The organism is Kordia sp. SMS9 (assembly GCF_003352465.1).
In the GTDB taxonomy this organism is placed as follows: Bacteria; Bacteroidota; Bacteroidia; order Flavobacteriales; family Flavobacteriaceae; genus Kordia.
The window spans coordinates 1,005,998-1,023,161 of the sequence record NZ_CP031153.1; the positions used below are offsets into that span (position 1 = coordinate 1,005,998).

Here is a 17,164-nt window from a genome sequence, read left to right on the forward strand (position 1 = left end):
TATATAAAAGAGCTTGTCTCAAGAACCATAAGTTTTTAAGACAAGCTCTTTTTCTATTTTTATACCTTTATTATACCCAAGCATTGACAATTCCGCCCATAATAGCGAACGTGACAATCCAATATCCGACGTTGATAAGTATGTATTTGAACGATTTTTGTTCAAAGAGTGCATTGGTGACTAACACAGGCATGGCAATGAATAAAGCGGCTCCTATTCCATGTATGACGCCATGACCGAATGTATGAAATTGCGGATTGTTAATACTGTGTACTTCATCTGGTGGCATTCCTCCTGTGATTACAGATGTTGCATAGATAAAAAATATAGCGATAAACGCTAATACAACACTTAATCCAAAACGCAATGGCATGCCTTTTTGAGCTTGTGCTTCGGTAATGCCAGTTTCTTTCATCCAAGCTTTTCCAAATAGCGGACCGTACCATAAAAATCCGATGACGAGTGTAGAGAGTGCAGCTACTACGAGCGCAATCCAGTTAATATTTTCCATGTTAGTTAGTGTTAGTTATTAAAGTTTTTTTAAAAGGTGTAACTAAATGTACCTTTTTTTCACTAACTATCAAACAGTTACCTAATTTCTTATAGATATATACATTTATTATCTAGAATATATAGTTTCTTTCAAGTAGGCTGACAAAATTTTCAATTTCATTAATATTAGGCTTATCTGACCTATATTTATCTACTATAAAATCGTGTACATCTTTATTATTGAATTTTATTAATTCCTCTAAAAGTTTATAGTATACAGATGAATTTTTACCTTTAAATTCGGTTGTTTTTAATTCATTTACAATAAAACCTTGTAGTTCATCATTATATTCAGCTCGATGCCAATTGCATAAATAAAATATTGCTTCAAGATAATTTTTTTGAAAGCCCAAGGTGTAAATTGTTTTTTTATAATTGTCATCATAGACTCTATTTTCTAAAGCGCTGCTTAATAAAAACCTACTCGGATTTTCAGAAGTTAGTATGATTTTGTCAAGCTCCGATAAGGTTTCATCTTTTGCTTTTTTTGCATGTACTAAATTCCAATATCTGTGATAAAATTCGCTAGATATACTATCGGAACGCATAAGACAACCAGACATTGTTTTAATGGTTCTTTCGTCTTTTAGCAGGCTTTTAAAAATTTCTGGTAAGTTTTCGTATTCCTGTTCTATCAATGCCCAACTTGCATAACACACAACTACGGGATTTTTATGTGTTATTAATTGTAGCAATTGATGTGTGTTTGCCTTTTTGCTTAATTCTTGAAATCGTAGGTAGTTTTGCCCTTTTAAACCTCCAATTCCAACATGTTCATGTTCAACAATATTTGCATCTGAAATTTCAGTGACTAACGCATCTATATTTTGACTACAAGAGGTTATTGACGTTAAAATTAAAATTACAACTAGTATTTTTTTCATAATTACAAAGTATATTACAGTAAAACCTATTTTTCTTTGTAATAGTATCGCAATCAAAGAAAATTAAATGATTACACTAAATTTTCAGGCTTTTTGCCAAAACGACGTGTGTCTTCTTTGGTTAAGGTTTTGAAGGTTTTTGCACGTGGTACGTTACGTATGGCATCATTAAATTGTGTTGGTAAGCCAATGAGTTGACGCGTTTTTAGATCGATCCACGCGCCCATCATTTCGCAACTGGCAAAGTTTTTCCCATTCGCATCATAAAAATTATGAAGAAATTCAAAGAACATTCCGTCTTCGCTTAAACCGGCTACTTCCAAAGATACTTTTACAGGTTTCCCAGGAAAGGCTTCTTTGAAGTAATACATGTGTTCGTAAAACACGACCGGACCGATATTGTTTTTTGCTAATTCTTTTTGTGTAAAGCCATTTTCAATGAGAAATCCCATACGTGTATGACTCATAAAATTGATGTATGCTGAGTTGGCTAAGTGACGATTTGCATCTAAATCGCTCCAACGAATGTCAAATTCTTTAAAATACATTATATTTAGATTTTATTTTTTAGTTCCAAAAATAACATGCCAATAATAAAAAGTCATTACAATCCACCACTTATTTTTAAAAACGGTCATTTTTCAACCATTCATTCAGGTGTATACCGAAGTGTTTCTGGTGTATACCAAAAGCGGGAACGCATTACCTTGAGCGATCAAGATTTTATAGATTTGGACTGGAGTTTTGCCGCTTTTCATCAAAATGTTTCTAAACTTATTGTGATTTTACATGGTTTGGAAGGCAATGCGCAACGTGCTTATGTAAAAGGAACCGCTAAAATATTTAATCGCAATGGATATGATGCCGTTGCCATGAATTTTAGAAGTTGTAGTGGAGAACTCAATCGCTTGTTCAGGTCATATAACGCAGGTGCTACTGAAGATTTGCGAGAAGTTATAGAACATATTTTGACCAATTATCCACACTATAATCATATTGTATTGAAAGGATTTAGTTTGGGTGGAAATATGATGTTGAAATATTTAGGAGAACCAATTCGAGTTCCTAAAGAGATAAAAGCTGCCATTGCCATTTCCGTTCCGTGCCAGTTAGAAGGTTCGTTGAAGCAAATGAGACGTGTAGAAAACTATTTGTATAGCAGAATGTTTATTACACATTTACAAGAAAAATTAAAACGCAAGCATGAAGCTTTTCCGAGTTTAATCAAACTTGAAGATATTAAGAAAGCGAATTCCATGTTTCTTTTTGATAATTTGTACACTTCCAAAGCACATGGTTATAAAGACGCACAGGATTATTATGATAAGTGTTCTTCTAAACAGTTCATTCCTTATATTAAAATTCCAACCTTATTGATCAATGCTAAAAATGATTCGTTTTTGTCCAAATGTTGTTTTCCGATTGAAGAAGCGGAACAGAATGAACATTTTTATTTAGAGATGCCAAAATACGGTGGACATGTTGGTTTTTTTGATCGGAATGATGTCTATTACAACGAAAAAAGAGCGCTCAACTTTGCTACTTTGGCTTAAAGTGTGAGTTTTGTTGATGAATCCGTATGGCTTTTTGCGATAGTAAGATGCCAATTGCCAACGACATGAAAGCTCCAATTGAGATTCCTGGAATGAAGTCGATAAATAAAAAGAAATCATAGGTTCCATGAAAAGCAGTTGCCAATGCCAATCCGATGAGATTGAATTTGATGCGATTTCTGGAAAATTTAGCTTTTCCCATATAATATCCCATGATGATTCCAAATGTTGCGTGTGCAGGAACTGCCGTAAATGCTCTATAAATTGCGGTTTCTATTCCTCCTTGAAACGAATATGCGAGATTTTCCGTCACTGCAAAACCCATAGAAACCATAACTGCGTACATGATGCCATCATACGGTTCGTCAAATTCTTTGTGGCGTTGTGCAAAATAGCGTACAAAGATGTATTTGCTAAATTCTTCTACAAAAGCAACTACAATAAAGGCTTTACAAAACTGAATCCACCAAATTTCCAGTTCTAATTCCGGAAAATATTGTGAAGTTACTAAATGAGAAACGGAAGCAATTAAAATACTACCAATGGCTCCTAATAAAAAACAGATCATTAGTAGATGTCGCGGTTCTTTATCATATTTATCACTATAATAAATATAAACTATGATCAACAGTGCAGGAGCAATAGATAATAATATTAATGGCATTAGGTTATTTTCTCAAAAATATAAAAACAAGAGATAAAAAGAAACATTTCTTTGAGTTTAACATCTAAATGGTCTATGAAATATTCTGCGGAAGCGTAAAAATAATTTTTAGTAAAAGTCTTGAAACATACAGAATAGCACGTGATAAAACCAAGCTTTGTCGCTAATTTTACTATTTTTGCCGTATGATAAAGTCTATGACAGGATTCGGAAAGTCTGTAGAACAACTTCCGTCTAAAAAAATAACGATTGAGTTAAAATCACTCAACAGTAAAAGTTTAGATTTGAATGCGCGTATTCCTTCTTCCTATAGAGAGAAAGAATTGCTAATGCGCAAAACGATTGCCAAAACATTATTGCGCGGAAAGGTTGATTTTTCTTTGTATTTGGAGATGACTGCGGAAGAAACTTCGACCGTAATTAACAAAGCTGTTGTCACTGAATATATGCGTCAACTTCGCGATATTGAACCCAATGCAGATGATATAGAGTTGTTGAAAATGGTGGTACGAATGCCAGATTCATTGAAAACCGAACGTGAAGAGATTGACGAAAAGGAGTTTGAAGTGATTCAAAATGCACTGCAACACGCTATTGAACAATTGGACGAATATAGAATTGCCGAAGGAAAAGTGTTGGAAGAAGACTTTATGTTACGCATCACGAATATTTCTGAGTTGCTTCAAAAAGTAATTGGTATTGATGATGAACGCATGGCTTCTGTAAAAGTTCGATTGCGTCGCGCGTTGGATGATTTGAAAGAACAAGTAGATGAAAATCGTTTCGAACAGGAGTTAATTTATTATTTAGAAAAATTTGACATCACTGAAGAAAAAGTGCGTTTGGCAAATCACTTAGATTATTTTTCAAAGACTATTGATTCTCCAAATTCCAACGGAAAAAAACTCGGTTTCATCACGCAAGAAATTGGTCGTGAAATTAACACGATTGGTTCTAAATCCAATTACGCGCCTATGCAACAACTGGTCGTACAAATGAAGGACGAATTGGAGAAAATTAAAGAACAATTGCTAAACGTATTGTAATGAATAGAGGAAAACTGATTGTATTTGCCGCTCCTTCTGGTGCTGGAAAAACCACCATTGTTCACCATTTGTTAGGAATTCCTGAATTAAACTTAGAGTTTTCCATTTCGGCAGCTTCTCGCGAAAAGCGTGGGAATGAAGTAGATGGAAAAGATTATTATTTTTTAGCTCCGAAAGCGTTTAGACAAAAAATCAAAAACAATGAGTTTTTAGAATGGGAAGAAGTCTATCCTGAAAATTATTACGGTACGTTACAAACAGAAGTTGATCGTATTTGTGATGCTGGCAAGAATGTCATTTTTGATATTGATGTGGTTGGTGCGTTGCGTATCAAACGAAAGTTTCCCGAAGAAACACTCACCGTTTTTGTAGAACCGCCAAGTATCAATGAATTAATTAAACGCTTGAAAGGTAGAGACACGGAAAGTGACGAAAAAATTGACATGCGTGTTGCCAAAGCTGCGGTAGAAATGGCAACTGCGCCACAGTTTGATGTTCGAATTATGAATGACGATTTGGACAAAGCAAAAGCAGAAGCAGAACGTATTGTTGCTGCATTTGTAGGAATTGATAAAGCGTAAATCGTATGAAATGAGCCCAACAATTCGTGATACTAATTACTATATTTTATGGGCAAATTCCACCTGACGGAATTAATTAAATAAAAACATACAGATGAAAATTGGTTTGTATTTTGGAACCTTCAACCCAATTCATATTGGACATTTAGCGATTGCGAATCACATGGCAGAATTCAGTGATTTAGACGCTATTTGGATGGTAGTAACGCCACACAATCCGTTCAAGAAAAAAAGCTCGTTATTGGCAAACAATCATCGCTATGAAATGGTTATGATTGCTACGGAAAACTATCCAAAAATCAAACCGAGCAACATTGAGTTTGATTTGCCACAACCAAATTATACCGTACATACATTAGCACATTTACAAGAAAAATATCCAACCTATGAGTTTTGCTTGATTATGGGCGAAGACAATTTGAAAAGCTTGCACAAGTGGAAAAACTACGAAGTGATTTTGGAAAATCATGACATCTATGTGTATCCGCGCATTTCAACAGGAACTGTGGAGCATCAATTTGTAGAGCATCCAAAAATTCATCATGTTGCGGCACCAATTATGGAAATCTCTTCCACGTTTATCCGAAAAGCCGTTAAAAATCAGAAAAATATTCAACCTTTATTGCCTGCTAACGTTTGGAAATATATGGATGAAATGAATTTTTATAGAAGGTAATCTGGATTTATTAGATACGCTTCGCTGTTAGAATTTTGGTATCGTTTCGCTCTTGGTATGTTGGTACGTTTCTAAGTGAATCTTGAGTTTTGTTTGAAATGAATTGATACATTTTTAAATTTTCAAATTGCTACATTGTTAGACGCGCTTCGCTGTTAGGACACGCTTTGGCACTGTTAGCCTTTCTTTGATGCTGTCATTCCGCACTTTTGATGCGGAATCTCATACATTACAACTATTTTAGTTGAAGTTTTCAAGTGCGCTTTGAACTTGACTAATTCCTAATACCCAAAACCTAATGCCTAATATACTTTCGTGTAAAAATACTCTTCGTTGTTTTCCATATCGACCAATAACAATACATCATCGTCTTGATCTTTTATGTCTTTTAGTTCGTAACATTTGGAAGAATTGGCTTTATCATCTATAATTTTTACGAATAATGAATTAGATACGCCGTGCTTGTCACATGCTGTGGAAAGTGTGTAGTGATAGGGTTTGCTTTCTGTGTTTTCTGAATACGACTTTGCGATTCCATTTTGAAGAAATTCGATCGTATGCACAGGGTTTTCCTTTGATACCCAAGAACCTACAATCTCATTTTTTGGTGTTACAAAAGAAGTAACCACCATTAATATTACTAACAATATGGAAAGTGGAATAATGATTAATGGTCGATAACTTCTCATACTATTGGTTATTTATGACGCAATATTAGGAAGTTTTCAAGATACAACACAAGGGGATTTTTCCCCTTTTTCATGGTTTTTTCACTACGGCTTGCCTGTAAATTCTTTACAAAAAAAGTATGTTATTTTGCTAGTTTTCTACAATAGGAATTCGCAATACTTGTCCAGGATAGATCAAATTAGGATCTTTGAGCATCGGTTTGTTGGCTTCAAAAATTTCAGGATATTTCATAGCATTTCCATAATATTGTTGTGCGATTTTCCCCAGCGTATCTCCTTTAGAAACCGTGTGAAATTGCGCTTCTGGTGCTTGATGCTTCACGTCCATTTGATCGTTTACCATCGCAATTCCCATCGTATTTCCGACAACTAGAATTACTTTTTCTTTTGTAGATTGATCCATGGCTGTCCCAGAAATTGTTGCAGTATCTCCATCTAATGAAACACATAAATTTTCTACGTGTAAATCCAAATCGTGAATAGCTTCTGTAATGGCAGCTTCGGCTTTGGCACTTTCGTCAACGCTAGCGGTTGTACTTTCGGTAGTAGTTTCTGCCGTTTTTGAGCCGAATAATTTGTCTCCTACATCTTTTATAAAAGCGAATAAACTCATGTTTTTAGGTATTAGATTATGAGCTGTTTGTTTTTGAAACTTCTCAATACTTAGATCTGTCAACTAATTTATAAAAATAGCTTTGTAATTGAAAATGTTTTTGAGAATATGCCTTTCGGCAGAAGGAACTTTGAGCTTTGTTTTGCCTAGAATATGGATAAAAATAGAGTGAGATTTATTTTCAGAAATATCTGATTCAATTCAGCAAGACTCCGCTCTACAGCGGAGTTAGTTCGACTTGCACCATTGTATGCGCCTTCGGCTTTACAATAGTGAGTCTCACTAAAAAGAAACAGCCTTTACACGAGTGCAAAGACTGTTTCTAAACTAAATAACCAACCAAAGTCTTTATATTTTTATTTCTTAAAGTCTTCTTTGTTGAACACTTTATTGATAATTTTTTTACGTTTTTTATCGGTTTGTTTCAATTTGGTAGTGCTTCCATCGGTGGATGGTCGTAAAAACTGAATATAACCTCTTCCTTGAAACTCATAGGTTGTTCCTGAATCTGGATGAAATAACTCTATTGTTTCGTCATTAATAACGTTCAATTCAAAGTATTCATTGTCCAAGTAATCATAATCTAATGTTAAAACTTTCGAGTATGGATCGCCTTGTACATCATACACGGTATAAATTCCTTCATAATCGTATACTACATTGGCAACTGGCGTATCTGCAGGATCTGTAGATGATAAAAAAGTATCGTCATTTCCACCCGCTAAGAACGTTAAGAAGTTTTCATTGTCAAACTCATTCAACATGCCTTCTTGACTTGTAAATGTTTTATTCCACGCCGTAAATTCTTGTAATAAATAGTGAATGTTATCATAGAATACAAAGTCATAATCAAAATTTGAACGCTGATATCCTGTCAAGAAATAACTGGTATCTGTAAGACTATCATACAAACGGATTCTATTCACTCCAATTTGATCTACAAATAGTGGATAAAAACCATCAATATCATGATCAATATTTACGGTATCAAAATTCGTCCCAAAAACTCCCACATCAATTCCATAGCCATTTCCATTGGTTCCTATTCCCGAAATATTATTGTTGGCATACAACACACCGTTGATAAATGATACGGTAAATGCGCGTTGTAAAAATGGAACTTCGCCATTTCCTGTAGTTTGATTAATGTTTACATACCACAATTCATACGAGTTCAATAATTGATTTAACGAAATCCCTGGCTCGTCGATAATTGGGTCTTCTACCAAAACTTCTGTGTAACATGAAGTCATGGTAACACTAAATAGTGCCATTGCTAAAAGTAATTTTATAGTCTTCATAAGCCAATCGTTTAAAGTTGTTGTATAGTTACTGTCAAAACGTGTGCCAAAATGATAACTTACTGAGTATCAACCATGCTTTTAGAACGATATTTTTGTATTTTTGAATCATAGATCAACCTTTTATGGACAACGAATTAAAATACGCCGTTTTTGGAGCAGGAAGTTGGGCAACTGCCATCGTAAAAATGCTTTGTGAAAATTTAGACGAAGTTGGTTGGTATATGCGAAGTGTGTATACCAAAGAGCATTTACTAAAAGAACAACACAATCCAAGTTACTTGAGTTCGGTAGAATTTAATACGGATAAATTGAAATTAAGCAACGATTTTGATGAAATTGCTGCCTATGCTGATGTCTTAATTTTTGTGATTCCTTCCGCATTTATTTATGACGAATTGCAAAAGCTAACCGTTGATATTAAAGACAAAGTTGTTGTTTCTGCCGTCAAGGGAATCATTCCAGAATCGGGATTGTTAGTGGGCGAGCATTTTCATGACATTTATAAAATTCCTTTTGAAAATATTGCGGTAATTGCAGGTCCGTGTCATGCAGAAGAAGTCGCGCTGGAACGTTTGTCCTATTTAACGATTTCTTGTGCCGATCAAGAAAAAGCACAGACAATTGCAGATACATTATCGAGCAATTATATCAAAACAAAAATCAGCGATGATGTTATTGGTACGGAATACGCCGTAATGCTGAAAAATATTTATGCCATTGCTGCGGGAATTGCACACGGATTGGGTTACGGAGATAATTTCCAAAGTGTATTGATGAGCAATGCCATTCGCGAAATGAAACGTTTTATCAAAAAAGTACACAAGATGAAACGCAACATTAATAACTCTGCGTATTTGGGCGATTTACTCGTGACAGGCTATTCGGTTTTTTCTCGAAATCGGATGTTTGGAAACATGGTTGGAAAAGGCTACACGGTAAAATCTGCACAGATGGAAATGAACATGGTTGCCGAAGGATATTACGCTACCAAAAGTGCTTTTTTACTCAATCAAGAAAACGAAAAGAAAACACAAATTCCTATTATTGACGCGGTATACGCAATTTTATATCAGAACAAAAATCCTAAAAAAATCTTTAAGAAATTGACGGATAAGCTTGATTAGTTACAATGTAAAAGTGTATCAATTTTTTAATGTAGCAATGTTTTTTTGATTTGAAAATGTGCTAATTTGAAAATGTGCTAATTTGAAAATTGGTTTTTGCTTGCGCGGAAATGACTTCGGTAATTTTTAACGCTCCATTATATTTAGAAATGTCTTTGCGAGAATTTTGTAAAAATTCGTTGCAATCTGTCTCTTTGTGTCAAGAATTCTTTTTTCAATTACATACTTTGTAACGTCTTTTGCAATATCTCTGGATTTTTTTGGTTGTTCCAAAATAGAAGCAATGCAATCCTATTTTGATTAGGATATATTCTATAAAATACTGTTGTTTGTTTTGAGATCACTAGTGTTGTTGGTTGCATATTTCTTTCCTTCAATAATACTACAAGAAAGGTTTTCAATACACTCATTTACAAGATTGACAAAAGCGTTCACTTCTTTTAAAGTCCATTTTGATTTGATAAAATCTAACTCATCAAAATATGAATACTTGGCATACGATGTCCACGAAACAATTATTTTGGACATATATTACTTGGTAAGATTATATTTTTTACGCACATCTTCCATGACTTTGTCATGTGGAATAAGTTCACCTCGATCAGCTTGCGCGACACTTTCTGTAAGTAATTCTTGGATAGGAGTTGGCAATTCTTGGAAAGACTCTGGATGTTGCAACTTATTTTTTTGGGCAAAATCAAAAACCTCCTTTAAATAAGATACATTATCTGTATTTAAAAGCTGCATTATTTTATCTCTTAACTCTATTGCTCCCATTATTGTAAGTCTATACTATCAAATATACATAAATTATGGTAAATCAGTTATATATATTATTTGTTTGAAAATTAGTTTCAACTATTGCGTGAAGGATAGAGGCGACATCCTTTTTTGTTTTTGATACGTAATTACGAGGAGTTTGCGACGAAGTAATCTGCTACTAAAGAAACAGAGTGCCACAACAAGGTAGAAATTTGTCTTGCAATGACTGATTTCAAAAAAGATAGAGACGATAGCCTGACCGTTTTCGGGCACGCCATTATTTGTATTGAATGATTAAATGATGTTGTGAATTAGAAGTACTTCTCGATACAATTTTTCTCCATTTTATTACGAAAAACCACTCGAAGTGACGTGCAGGAATTATACAGTCTTACGTCTAAAAACGCACACTGAGCCTGTCGGAAGTGAAGCAAGTCTACTTCACCAAAATTCCTTTGGTATTCATCAGTGGAATCGGCTGAAAAGCGTTTTTGTTGATGGTGTTTTTTCTGAAAAGATACTTTTTGTCATACATCTTGTTTCCCTCAAAAAAGGTAACGCGAAATTCATTGTTCAATTCGAATACATCTTCCTGCATCCATTCGGCTTTGGCGTATGATTTTGCTGGTAATTTTGCCAGTTTGTGTCGCATGGTCGATGTTTCTCTGTCCGCATCGTAACCGCGTGAAACGATCAAAATCATTTCCAAATCTACGTCTTTGTCGTTGATAATGTACACATTCCAATCGTCCGTTTTGTAAATGTCGTTGTATTCTTGTACAACTGCCATATACACACCTTCAACTTTTGGAATTTCAATGTCTCTTTTCATACTGAATATCATTATGGGATTTCGTCATTGCGATACTTTTGTAAAAAAGTAGTGGCAATCTGTGTCTACAAAAAACAGATTACTTCGCTATGCTCGTAATGATGTTTTGATTACAACGCTGATTTGAATTGCGCTAAGAAACGCACATCATTTTCACTCAACAAACGAATGTCGCCAATTTGGTATAACAACATCGCAATACGATCAATTCCAACACCAAACGCAAAACCTGAATATTCCTCTGGATCAATGTCACAATTGGTCAATACATTCGGGTCAACCATTCCGCAACCGCCAATTTCTAACCAACCTGTTCCTTTGGTAATTTTATAATCGGTTTCCGTTTCCAATCCCCAATACACATCAATTTCTGCACTTGGCTCCGTGAATGGGAAATACGATGGACGCAAGCGAATTTGTGACTTGCCAAAGAGTTCTTTTGTAAAATGTTGAAGCGTTTGTTTTAAATCAGCAAAGCTTACTTCTTTGTCAATATACAAGCCTTCTACTTGGTGGAAAAAGCAGTGAGAACGTGCCGAAATCGCTTCATTACGATATACTCTTCCTGGAGAAATGGTACGAATTGGTGGTTTGTTATTTTCCATATAACGCACTTGCACCGAGCTTGTATGCGTTCGTAATAAAATATCAGGATTTGTTTGAATGAAAAACGTATCCTGCATATCGCGCGCTGGATGATATTCTGGAAGATTCAACGCCGTAAAGTTATGCCAATCGTCTTCAATTTCAGGTCCGTCAGACACATCAAAACCAATGCGAGAAAAGATATCGGTAATTTGATTTTTTACCAACGAGATCGGATGACGTGCCCCAATTTCAATTGGTTGTGCCGGACGTGTTAAATCGCCATACACACCTTTATCTTCTGCATTATTTTCCAACGCTTCTTTCAAGGCGTTGACTTTTTCTTGCGCAGCTTTTTGCAATTGGTTAACAACCTGGCCAAAATCTTTCTTCTGTTCGTTTGGAACATTTTTAAACTCCGCAAAAAACTGTTTGAGCAACCCTTTTTTACCTAAGTATTTGATTCTGAAATTTTCTATATCTTCTTTTGCTTGTGTTGTAAATTTTTCAACCTCAGCAATATGTTCCTTGATCTTATCTATCATGACGATATCTTGATTTAGCTTGCAAATTTAGAAAAAACTAGCTTATTGAATGTATTCCTTCTCTAAAAAGTAGTTGACAATGGCTTCTTTCATCAAAATAGTCTGTTCGCCAGCTTTCAATACAGGCAATTCTTCTTTGAATGTATAATGCGGCCAACCTTCGTCGTCAAAATAGTCGAATTCGTAATAGCCATACGGTTCCAACAGGCGACAAATAGCAATATGCATCAAGTTAACTTTATCATCTTTTTTGAACGCGCGATGAATTTGCCCAAGCTCTTGAACACCAATTAAATAAATAATTGCATCTAAATCGAGTGTATCGCCTTCTGCAAATTGAAGCGTTAATTTTTCAACTACGCTATTCCAACGTTGTTTTAATTCTTCGTCTCGTGCCATTTTTTCTTTCTTTTCCGCCGTAAAGGTACATAAGTTTGTGAAATTGTTTGTATTTCTTGGGGAAAGTTAGAGTTAGGTGAGAATGACTTAAAAAATTTCTAAAAAAAACCTAACTTCCTATTGAAATTAACCCTTGTCAACTTCGGGCAGTCGAGAAGCTAAACAAAATATACATTTCTATGGAATCTCTATAGCTTCGCAAGGTATTTTCAGTAATATTCGAAGTGACATTTGTACTTAAAAAAATCATACCAACCAATTTTACAGCATTTTAGCTTATATAGAAGCACAATAAAAAGTTACAAATAGTTGTTCTATATTTGTTAAAACTCGATACTTATGAATTTTATTGACATTATTTTAGGCGGTGTAATTGTATTTGGCTTTGCGCGCGGACTCATGAAAGGGCTTTTTGTGGAAATTGCTTCTCTTGTGGCGTTGGTTGTTGGATTGTACGGCGCGATTCACTTTTCGTACTTTGCTGGCGAGTTTTTAGTAGATAATTTCCCTTCTTGGGAAGAAAAATATGTCAATCTAGCCGCATTTGCCATTACTTTTATTGTAATTTTAGTCGCTGTTACTATGGCTGGAAAGTTATTGACAAAAGTTGCTGATTTTGCTTCGCTAGGAATTTTAAACAAGATTTTAGGTGGCGCTTTCGGCGGATTGAAAATGGCAGTGATTATTGGTGCTGCGTTGGTGTTTTTTGAACGTACCAATAATACGATGGAGTTTGTAGAACAAGACACCATTGAGGGTTCTGCATTGTATAAACCTGTAAAAAATGTTGGCGGATTTGTGTTTGCGTTTGTGTTAGAAGAAACTAATAAAAGTGATGTATTAAATTCTTTCAAAACCGATTCCTCCAAATCGACAGATGACAAAAAAGCGCAGGAAAACGATTTAAAAGAGATTGAAGAAAACGAAAACTAAACTGTATGTGTGAAAAATGTGTGTCGCCCGAAATTCAGCATGAGTTTCATGAGAGAACCATCAAACCTTTGCAGGCGAAGTTGACGCTAAAAACTTTGAAAAAGAAGCCAAATAACGTAACGAAAACCTAAAAAGAACTACTTATAGACCAAAATTACATTCCTATTTTATGTGTGAACATTGCTCCGGTTTTTCGACAGAACGTTTTTTTTCAGAAAAAGATTTTATGGCCTTTGAAAAAGCTTTGGAAAAAAAGCTTGTCGATGGTACGTTTGTCCGTATTGTAAACACGAATCAATTGGCGCAAAGTTCGCTAGAAACTACATTTCAATGTACGCATTGTGATACTGAATGGATTTTATCTGTCCCAGATACAGATAGCGAGTGGCAAGGTTATTTTTTACCAAATGATCAGTTGACCGAATACGAAGAATACGATTATCAATCTGAACAATCTACTTTCCAAACAAATTTTAAAGGTGGCAAAGGAAATTGTGGTTGCTGTTTGGGTCTGTTTTTAGGCTTCGTTTTCCTAATTATTTACATTGTGTACAGTTTCTTTGATTTTATTTTAGGCTTGTTTTTTTAGATAAACTGAATTATAGCGATCAAACAGCGAAAAATTAACTTCTATTTTCCAAAGAAGAAACCACATCTTCCACATTTTCCTTCACCCATTGTAAACACGCTTCAAAAGTATCATAGCAATCTGCTTCAGGAATTAAATCGGGAATAATGTCAATACGTTCCATCATATAACGCGGTTGTGCCGGAATGTTGACAAATAGTACTTTACAGTCGGCACTTTTTAAATCGACCAGAATATCTTCTAACGTATACAATCCTGATTGATCCATGTATTGCATTCGTCCCATACGAATAATTACTGTACGCGCAGTTTCGGGTAATTGTTTGGACAACGCTTGAATTTCACTAGTAGAACCAAAAAATAACGGTCCTTTGATGTGTTTGATAAAGACTTCTTCTTTTAAATTTTCTGGAAAATCCATTTCATCGTCCCAAGCTTCTTCGCGTAAGGTTTTAATGTCTGAACCTTTCGCAGTAATGTCACCAATTTTTTTCATAAACATCAACGACGCAATGACCAATCCGATGCCTACTGCATAAATTAAATCCCAAAAAGTAGACAATCCCAAGACAATTAACATAATTAGTACTTCCGAACTTAGTTGTAGCGGCCCTAATTTGATATCTTTTGGCAAACTCGGAATCGCTTTTAAACCTTTATAATCCATCACACCAATTCCTACGGTGATTAAAATTCCGGCTAAGACTGCTGCTGGAATTTGGGAAGCCACAGGTCCTAAGGATAATAGAATAATCAATAGCAACACACCGGCAATCATTCCTGATAAAGGTGTTTTTCCACCAGAATTGATATTGACAACCGTACGAATGGTAGCTCCGGCACCTGGAATTCCTCCAAAAACAGCGGCAATCGAGTTTCCAATTCCTTGTCCAATCAATTCCTTGTTAGGATTGTGTTTGGTTTTGGTCATATTGTCTGCCACAACACTCGTCAATAAGGAATCTATCGCGCCAAGCAACGCCAAGGTTAATGCCGTAAATATGTAAGGTGTTATGTTTGCAAAGCTAAATCCTGTAAAGATTTCCATATTTGGAACTGGCAAACCCGAAGGTATTTCTTCAATTTTTGCGTAATTCAAATCAAATCCTACGGAAATTCCAGACATTACCAACAAGGCAACTAACGTGCTTGGAATGGCTTTCGTAATTTTTTTAAAACCATAAATGATTACAATCGTTCCAACAACCAACATGACTTCTAGCCAAAGTGATTTTTTCTTTGGAGTTTCATCATTCGTTTGCCTAACATAAGTGTATGCTGACGGATTTTGCAGTTCTGCCATTAAGTTTTCCAACGCTCTTGGCAATACTTTAAACGTTCCTAAAACGCCTGAAGCATTATTTTTTGCCAAGGTTTTGGACTCTTTTAGGATGTCTTCTGCCGTGATTTCTTTTCCGCGCTTTACCGTTTCTTCAAAGTTTTCTAATACCAAAATACCTTCTTGCTCTTCAGCTCTTAAAATATCTTCTAAGATGACTTCTTCCGCTTGCCCTTTAAAGGTTTCTACATATACCATATCATCTTTTGGATAATAGCCTACAGCGGGCAGAATTTGTGTGATTAAGATGATGACACCAATTGCCGTCATAAAGCCTGAAACTACAGGATATGGAATGTATTTTATGTATTTTCCTAAACCGATAGCACCCAAACCAACTTGCATGATTCCTGCTAATAGAAAAACGGTTAAAATAGCTGGTAAAGCTTTGGTAACATCTCCGCCGTTGGCTGCAATAATGGCTGCAATGACTACCATACTTACGGCAGTCATCGGTGCTGTTGGTCCCGAAATTTGTGTGTTGGTTCCTCCAAATAAAGCGGCAAAGAAACTGATAAAAATAGCTCCGTATAATCCTGCACTTGGTCCTAAGCCTGAAGAAACTCCAAAAGCCAAAGCGAGCGGTAATGCAACGATTCCAGCAGTAATTCCTCCAAAAGCATCGCCCTTGATATTAGAGAATAGGTTTTTCATCAGTTAGTCATTTATAAGAGCAAATTGCCCATGATAGTTGGTATGAGGTGTAAAAATAAGGATTAAAACGAAATTTGACTATAATTCATTGACGTCTTCTGCAATGATCCAACCAATTTTTCCGTCGATGAGTTGAATTTTTTTCCAGTTGTCTACGGTATCTAAAACTTGTACTTTGGTTCCTTCGTGCAATACAAATACCTCATCACTACGCAAATTAGGTTCTGCTTTGACAGCCGTTTCTTTTGCAAATACAATTGCAGGACGATCTGCTTGTGCTTTTCCGTATTGCTGATATGCAATGGCAACGCTTCCTAAGATGAAGAGAAATGCAATGAAACTGATCAAAAAGTAGATTCGTTTTTTAAGTGTTTCATAGGAGAATTGATACAATAGAAATGAAATTACACATAAAAAGCCAAAAATAATCGCCATCCACGCCCATTGGTTGTAGGTAAAGGTGTTGGTAATCCTATTGACAAATTTTGAAAGCTGTGTTTTTGGTAACGGTTCAATGGCATCAATCGTCATATTTTTGGCAAATGCCAGATTGTTGATAATGTCTTCATCGTTTGGCGACAATTGCAATGCTTTTTCAAAATAGTAAATACTCGATCCAATTTCGTTGCTTTTGTAATATGCATTTCCAAGATTGTAATAGATCGCCGCAGAATGTTTGCCTGTTTTTAAAATAGCTTTGTATTGGGTAATGGCTTCTGGAAAGTTTCCATCATTGTATGCTTTGTTTGCCGCTTCAAAAGCAGTTGTATTTTCTTGTCCAAATACGAATGAAAAGCTAGAAATGAGCACGAAAAGTAAGTATGTTATTTTTGTCTTCAT

General features: G+C 35.3%; 21 protein-coding genes. 7 read left to right on the top strand and 14 right to left on the bottom strand.

Annotated features, from left to right (window positions below; all coding sequences use genetic code 11):
* Positions 1–70 precede the first annotated feature (70 nt).
* From KORDIASMS9_RS04390 to KORDIASMS9_RS04400, 3 genes are all read right to left on the bottom strand, one after another.
* Positions 71–511 (bottom strand): DUF1761 domain-containing protein, encoded by a 441-nt coding sequence (locus tag KORDIASMS9_RS04390; RefSeq protein WP_114901675.1) that lies wholly within the window; start codon positions 509–511, stop codon positions 71–73.
* Positions 512–623: 112 nt separating this feature from the next.
* On the bottom strand, positions 624–1,436 hold the full coding sequence (locus KORDIASMS9_RS04395; protein WP_114901676.1) for a hypothetical protein: 813 nt from the start codon (positions 1,434–1,436) through the stop codon (positions 624–626).
* A gap of 71 nt (positions 1,437–1,507) precedes the next feature.
* Positions 1,508–1,984, bottom strand: coding sequence for a thioesterase family protein (locus KORDIASMS9_RS04400; RefSeq protein WP_114901677.1), 477 nt, complete (start codon positions 1,982–1,984; stop codon positions 1,508–1,510).
* Between the two features lie 36 nt (positions 1,985–2,020).
* Here KORDIASMS9_RS04400 and KORDIASMS9_RS04405 point away from each other — a divergent pair, with 36 nt between their 5' ends.
* A complete protein-coding gene (locus KORDIASMS9_RS04405; protein WP_114901678.1) occupies positions 2,021–2,989 on the top strand; it encodes a YheT family hydrolase in 969 nt (322 codons plus the stop codon).
* On the opposite strand, the gene KORDIASMS9_RS04410 is transcribed toward KORDIASMS9_RS04405, so the two are convergent.
* Complete coding sequence (locus KORDIASMS9_RS04410) at positions 2,976–3,653, bottom strand: PrsW family intramembrane metalloprotease (RefSeq protein WP_114901679.1); 678 nt, start codon at positions 3,651–3,653, stop codon at positions 2,976–2,978. The two genes, KORDIASMS9_RS04405 and KORDIASMS9_RS04410, sit on opposite strands and share 14 nt — an antisense overlap.
* 185 nt (positions 3,654–3,838) lie before the next feature.
* Between KORDIASMS9_RS04410 and KORDIASMS9_RS04415 the strand changes: the two genes are divergently transcribed.
* From KORDIASMS9_RS04415 to nadD, 3 genes are all read left to right on the top strand, one after another.
* A complete protein-coding gene (locus KORDIASMS9_RS04415) occupies positions 3,839–4,699 on the top strand; it encodes a YicC/YloC family endoribonuclease (RefSeq protein ID WP_114901680.1) in 861 nt (286 codons plus the stop codon).
* Positions 4,699–5,280, top strand: coding sequence for a guanylate kinase (gmk, locus tag KORDIASMS9_RS04420; RefSeq protein WP_114901681.1), 582 nt, complete (start codon positions 4,699–4,701; stop codon positions 5,278–5,280). Before KORDIASMS9_RS04415 ends, gmk begins: the two co-directional genes overlap by 1 nt.
* A gap of 94 nt (positions 5,281–5,374) precedes the next feature.
* On the top strand, positions 5,375–5,956 hold the full coding sequence (gene nadD, locus KORDIASMS9_RS04425; RefSeq protein ID WP_114901682.1) for a nicotinate (nicotinamide) nucleotide adenylyltransferase: 582 nt from the start codon (positions 5,375–5,377) through the stop codon (positions 5,954–5,956).
* A gap of 302 nt (positions 5,957–6,258) precedes the next feature.
* On the opposite strand, the gene KORDIASMS9_RS04430 is transcribed toward nadD, so the two are convergent.
* The 3 genes from KORDIASMS9_RS04430 to KORDIASMS9_RS04440 all read right to left on the bottom strand — a co-directional run bounded on the left by KORDIASMS9_RS04430 (position 6,259) and on the right by KORDIASMS9_RS04440 (position 8,559).
* Positions 6,259–6,645: a hypothetical protein gene (locus tag KORDIASMS9_RS04430; RefSeq protein ID WP_114901683.1), complete on the bottom strand. Its 387-nt coding sequence runs from the start codon at positions 6,643–6,645 to the stop codon at positions 6,259–6,261.
* 130 nt (positions 6,646–6,775) lie between these two features.
* Positions 6,776–7,258, bottom strand: a complete 483-nt coding sequence (gene lysM / locus KORDIASMS9_RS04435; RefSeq protein WP_114901684.1) for a peptidoglycan-binding protein LysM — start codon at positions 7,256–7,258, stop codon at positions 6,776–6,778.
* 356 nt (positions 7,259–7,614) lie between these two features.
* Positions 7,615–8,559 (bottom strand): nicotinic acid mononucleotide adenyltransferase, encoded by a 945-nt coding sequence (locus KORDIASMS9_RS04440; protein ID WP_114901685.1) that lies wholly within the window; start codon positions 8,557–8,559, stop codon positions 7,615–7,617.
* Between the two features lie 125 nt (positions 8,560–8,684).
* Between KORDIASMS9_RS04440 and KORDIASMS9_RS04445 the strand changes: the two genes are divergently transcribed.
* A complete protein-coding gene (locus KORDIASMS9_RS04445; RefSeq protein WP_114901686.1) occupies positions 8,685–9,686 on the top strand; it encodes an NAD(P)H-dependent glycerol-3-phosphate dehydrogenase in 1,002 nt (333 codons plus the stop codon).
* 312 nt (positions 9,687–9,998) lie between these two features.
* On the opposite strand, the gene KORDIASMS9_RS04450 is transcribed toward KORDIASMS9_RS04445, so the two are convergent.
* From KORDIASMS9_RS04450 to KORDIASMS9_RS04470, 5 genes are all read right to left on the bottom strand, one after another.
* Positions 9,999–10,214, bottom strand: a complete 216-nt coding sequence (locus KORDIASMS9_RS04450; protein ID WP_114901687.1) for a hypothetical protein — start codon at positions 10,212–10,214, stop codon at positions 9,999–10,001.
* A gap of 3 nt (positions 10,215–10,217) precedes the next feature.
* Positions 10,218–10,463 carry a hypothetical protein gene (locus tag KORDIASMS9_RS04455; protein ID WP_114901688.1) on the bottom strand — a complete coding sequence of 82 codons (246 nt, stop codon included), beginning with the start codon at positions 10,461–10,463 and terminating at the stop codon, positions 10,218–10,220.
* Positions 10,464–10,884: 421 nt separating this feature from the next.
* The gene (locus tag KORDIASMS9_RS04460) at positions 10,885–11,280 is read right to left on the bottom strand and encodes a hypothetical protein (protein WP_114905143.1); all 396 of its coding nucleotides are present in this window, start codon (positions 11,278–11,280) and stop codon (positions 10,885–10,887) included.
* 110 nt (positions 11,281–11,390) lie between these two features.
* Positions 11,391–12,410: a phenylalanine--tRNA ligase subunit alpha gene (pheS, locus tag KORDIASMS9_RS04465; protein WP_114901689.1), complete on the bottom strand. Its 1,020-nt coding sequence runs from the start codon at positions 12,408–12,410 to the stop codon at positions 11,391–11,393.
* 42 nt (positions 12,411–12,452) lie between these two features.
* Complete coding sequence (locus KORDIASMS9_RS04470; protein ID WP_114901690.1) at positions 12,453–12,809, bottom strand: hypothetical protein; 357 nt, start codon at positions 12,807–12,809, stop codon at positions 12,453–12,455.
* A gap of 339 nt (positions 12,810–13,148) precedes the next feature.
* On the opposite strand from KORDIASMS9_RS04470, the gene KORDIASMS9_RS04475 reads away from it, so the two are divergent.
* Together KORDIASMS9_RS04475 and KORDIASMS9_RS04480 are read left to right on the top strand one after the other, a co-directional pair.
* Positions 13,149–13,742: a CvpA family protein gene (locus KORDIASMS9_RS04475; RefSeq protein ID WP_114901691.1), complete on the top strand. Its 594-nt coding sequence runs from the start codon at positions 13,149–13,151 to the stop codon at positions 13,740–13,742.
* Between the two features lie 226 nt (positions 13,743–13,968).
* Positions 13,969–14,331, top strand: a complete 363-nt coding sequence (locus KORDIASMS9_RS04480) for a hypothetical protein (protein WP_162819761.1) — start codon at positions 13,969–13,971, stop codon at positions 14,329–14,331.
* Between the two features lie 34 nt (positions 14,332–14,365).
* On the opposite strand, the gene KORDIASMS9_RS04485 is transcribed toward KORDIASMS9_RS04480, so the two are convergent.
* Entirely contained in the window at positions 14,366–16,324 is a 1,959-nt protein-coding gene (locus tag KORDIASMS9_RS04485; RefSeq protein ID WP_114901693.1) for a SulP family inorganic anion transporter, read from the bottom strand.
* Positions 16,325–16,402: 78 nt separating this feature from the next.
* Positions 16,403–17,164 (bottom strand): tetratricopeptide repeat protein, encoded by a 762-nt coding sequence (locus KORDIASMS9_RS04490; RefSeq protein ID WP_114901694.1) that lies wholly within the window; start codon positions 17,162–17,164, stop codon positions 16,403–16,405.

Bases quoted from the DNA above. Each gene is read 5' to 3' on its own strand.
- KORDIASMS9_RS04390 (WP_114901675.1), bottom strand. From the start codon at position 511: ATGGAAAATATTAACTGGATTGCGCTCGTAGTAGCTGCACTCTCTACA.
- KORDIASMS9_RS04395 (WP_114901676.1), bottom strand. From the start codon at position 1,436: ATGAAAAAAATACTAGTTGTAATTTTAATTTTAACGTCAATAACCTCT.
- KORDIASMS9_RS04400 (WP_114901677.1), bottom strand. From the start codon at position 1,984: ATGTATTTTAAAGAATTTGACATTCGTTGGAGCGATTTAGATGCAAAT.
- KORDIASMS9_RS04405 (WP_114901678.1), top strand. From the start codon at position 2,021: ATGCCAATAATAAAAAGTCATTACAATCCACCACTTATTTTTAAAAAC.
- KORDIASMS9_RS04410 (WP_114901679.1), bottom strand. From the start codon at position 3,653: ATGCCATTAATATTATTATCTATTGCTCCTGCACTGTTGATCATAGTT.
- KORDIASMS9_RS04415 (WP_114901680.1), top strand. From the start codon at position 3,839: ATGATAAAGTCTATGACAGGATTCGGAAAGTCTGTAGAACAACTTCCG.
- gmk (WP_114901681.1), top strand. From the start codon at position 4,699: ATGAATAGAGGAAAACTGATTGTATTTGCCGCTCCTTCTGGTGCTGGA.
- nadD (WP_114901682.1), top strand. From the start codon at position 5,375: ATGAAAATTGGTTTGTATTTTGGAACCTTCAACCCAATTCATATTGGA.
- KORDIASMS9_RS04430 (WP_114901683.1), bottom strand. From the start codon at position 6,645: ATGAGAAGTTATCGACCATTAATCATTATTCCACTTTCCATATTGTTA.
- lysM (WP_114901684.1), bottom strand. From the start codon at position 7,258: ATGAGTTTATTCGCTTTTATAAAAGATGTAGGAGACAAATTATTCGGC.
- KORDIASMS9_RS04440 (WP_114901685.1), bottom strand. From the start codon at position 8,559: ATGAAGACTATAAAATTACTTTTAGCAATGGCACTATTTAGTGTTACC.
- KORDIASMS9_RS04445 (WP_114901686.1), top strand. From the start codon at position 8,685: ATGGACAACGAATTAAAATACGCCGTTTTTGGAGCAGGAAGTTGGGCA.
- KORDIASMS9_RS04450 (WP_114901687.1), bottom strand. From the start codon at position 10,214: ATGTCCAAAATAATTGTTTCGTGGACATCGTATGCCAAGTATTCATAT.
- KORDIASMS9_RS04455 (WP_114901688.1), bottom strand. From the start codon at position 10,463: ATGGGAGCAATAGAGTTAAGAGATAAAATAATGCAGCTTTTAAATACA.
- KORDIASMS9_RS04460 (WP_114905143.1), bottom strand. From the start codon at position 11,280: ATGAAAAGAGACATTGAAATTCCAAAAGTTGAAGGTGTGTATATGGCA.
- pheS (WP_114901689.1), bottom strand. From the start codon at position 12,410: ATGATAGATAAGATCAAGGAACATATTGCTGAGGTTGAAAAATTTACA.
- KORDIASMS9_RS04470 (WP_114901690.1), bottom strand. From the start codon at position 12,809: ATGGCACGAGACGAAGAATTAAAACAACGTTGGAATAGCGTAGTTGAA.
- KORDIASMS9_RS04475 (WP_114901691.1), top strand. From the start codon at position 13,149: ATGAATTTTATTGACATTATTTTAGGCGGTGTAATTGTATTTGGCTTT.
- KORDIASMS9_RS04480 (WP_162819761.1), top strand. From the start codon at position 13,969: ATGGCCTTTGAAAAAGCTTTGGAAAAAAAGCTTGTCGATGGTACGTTT.
- KORDIASMS9_RS04485 (WP_114901693.1), bottom strand. From the start codon at position 16,324: ATGAAAAACCTATTCTCTAATATCAAGGGCGATGCTTTTGGAGGAATT.
- KORDIASMS9_RS04490 (WP_114901694.1), bottom strand. From the start codon at position 17,164: ATGAAGACAAAAATAACATACTTACTTTTCGTGCTCATTTCTAGCTTT.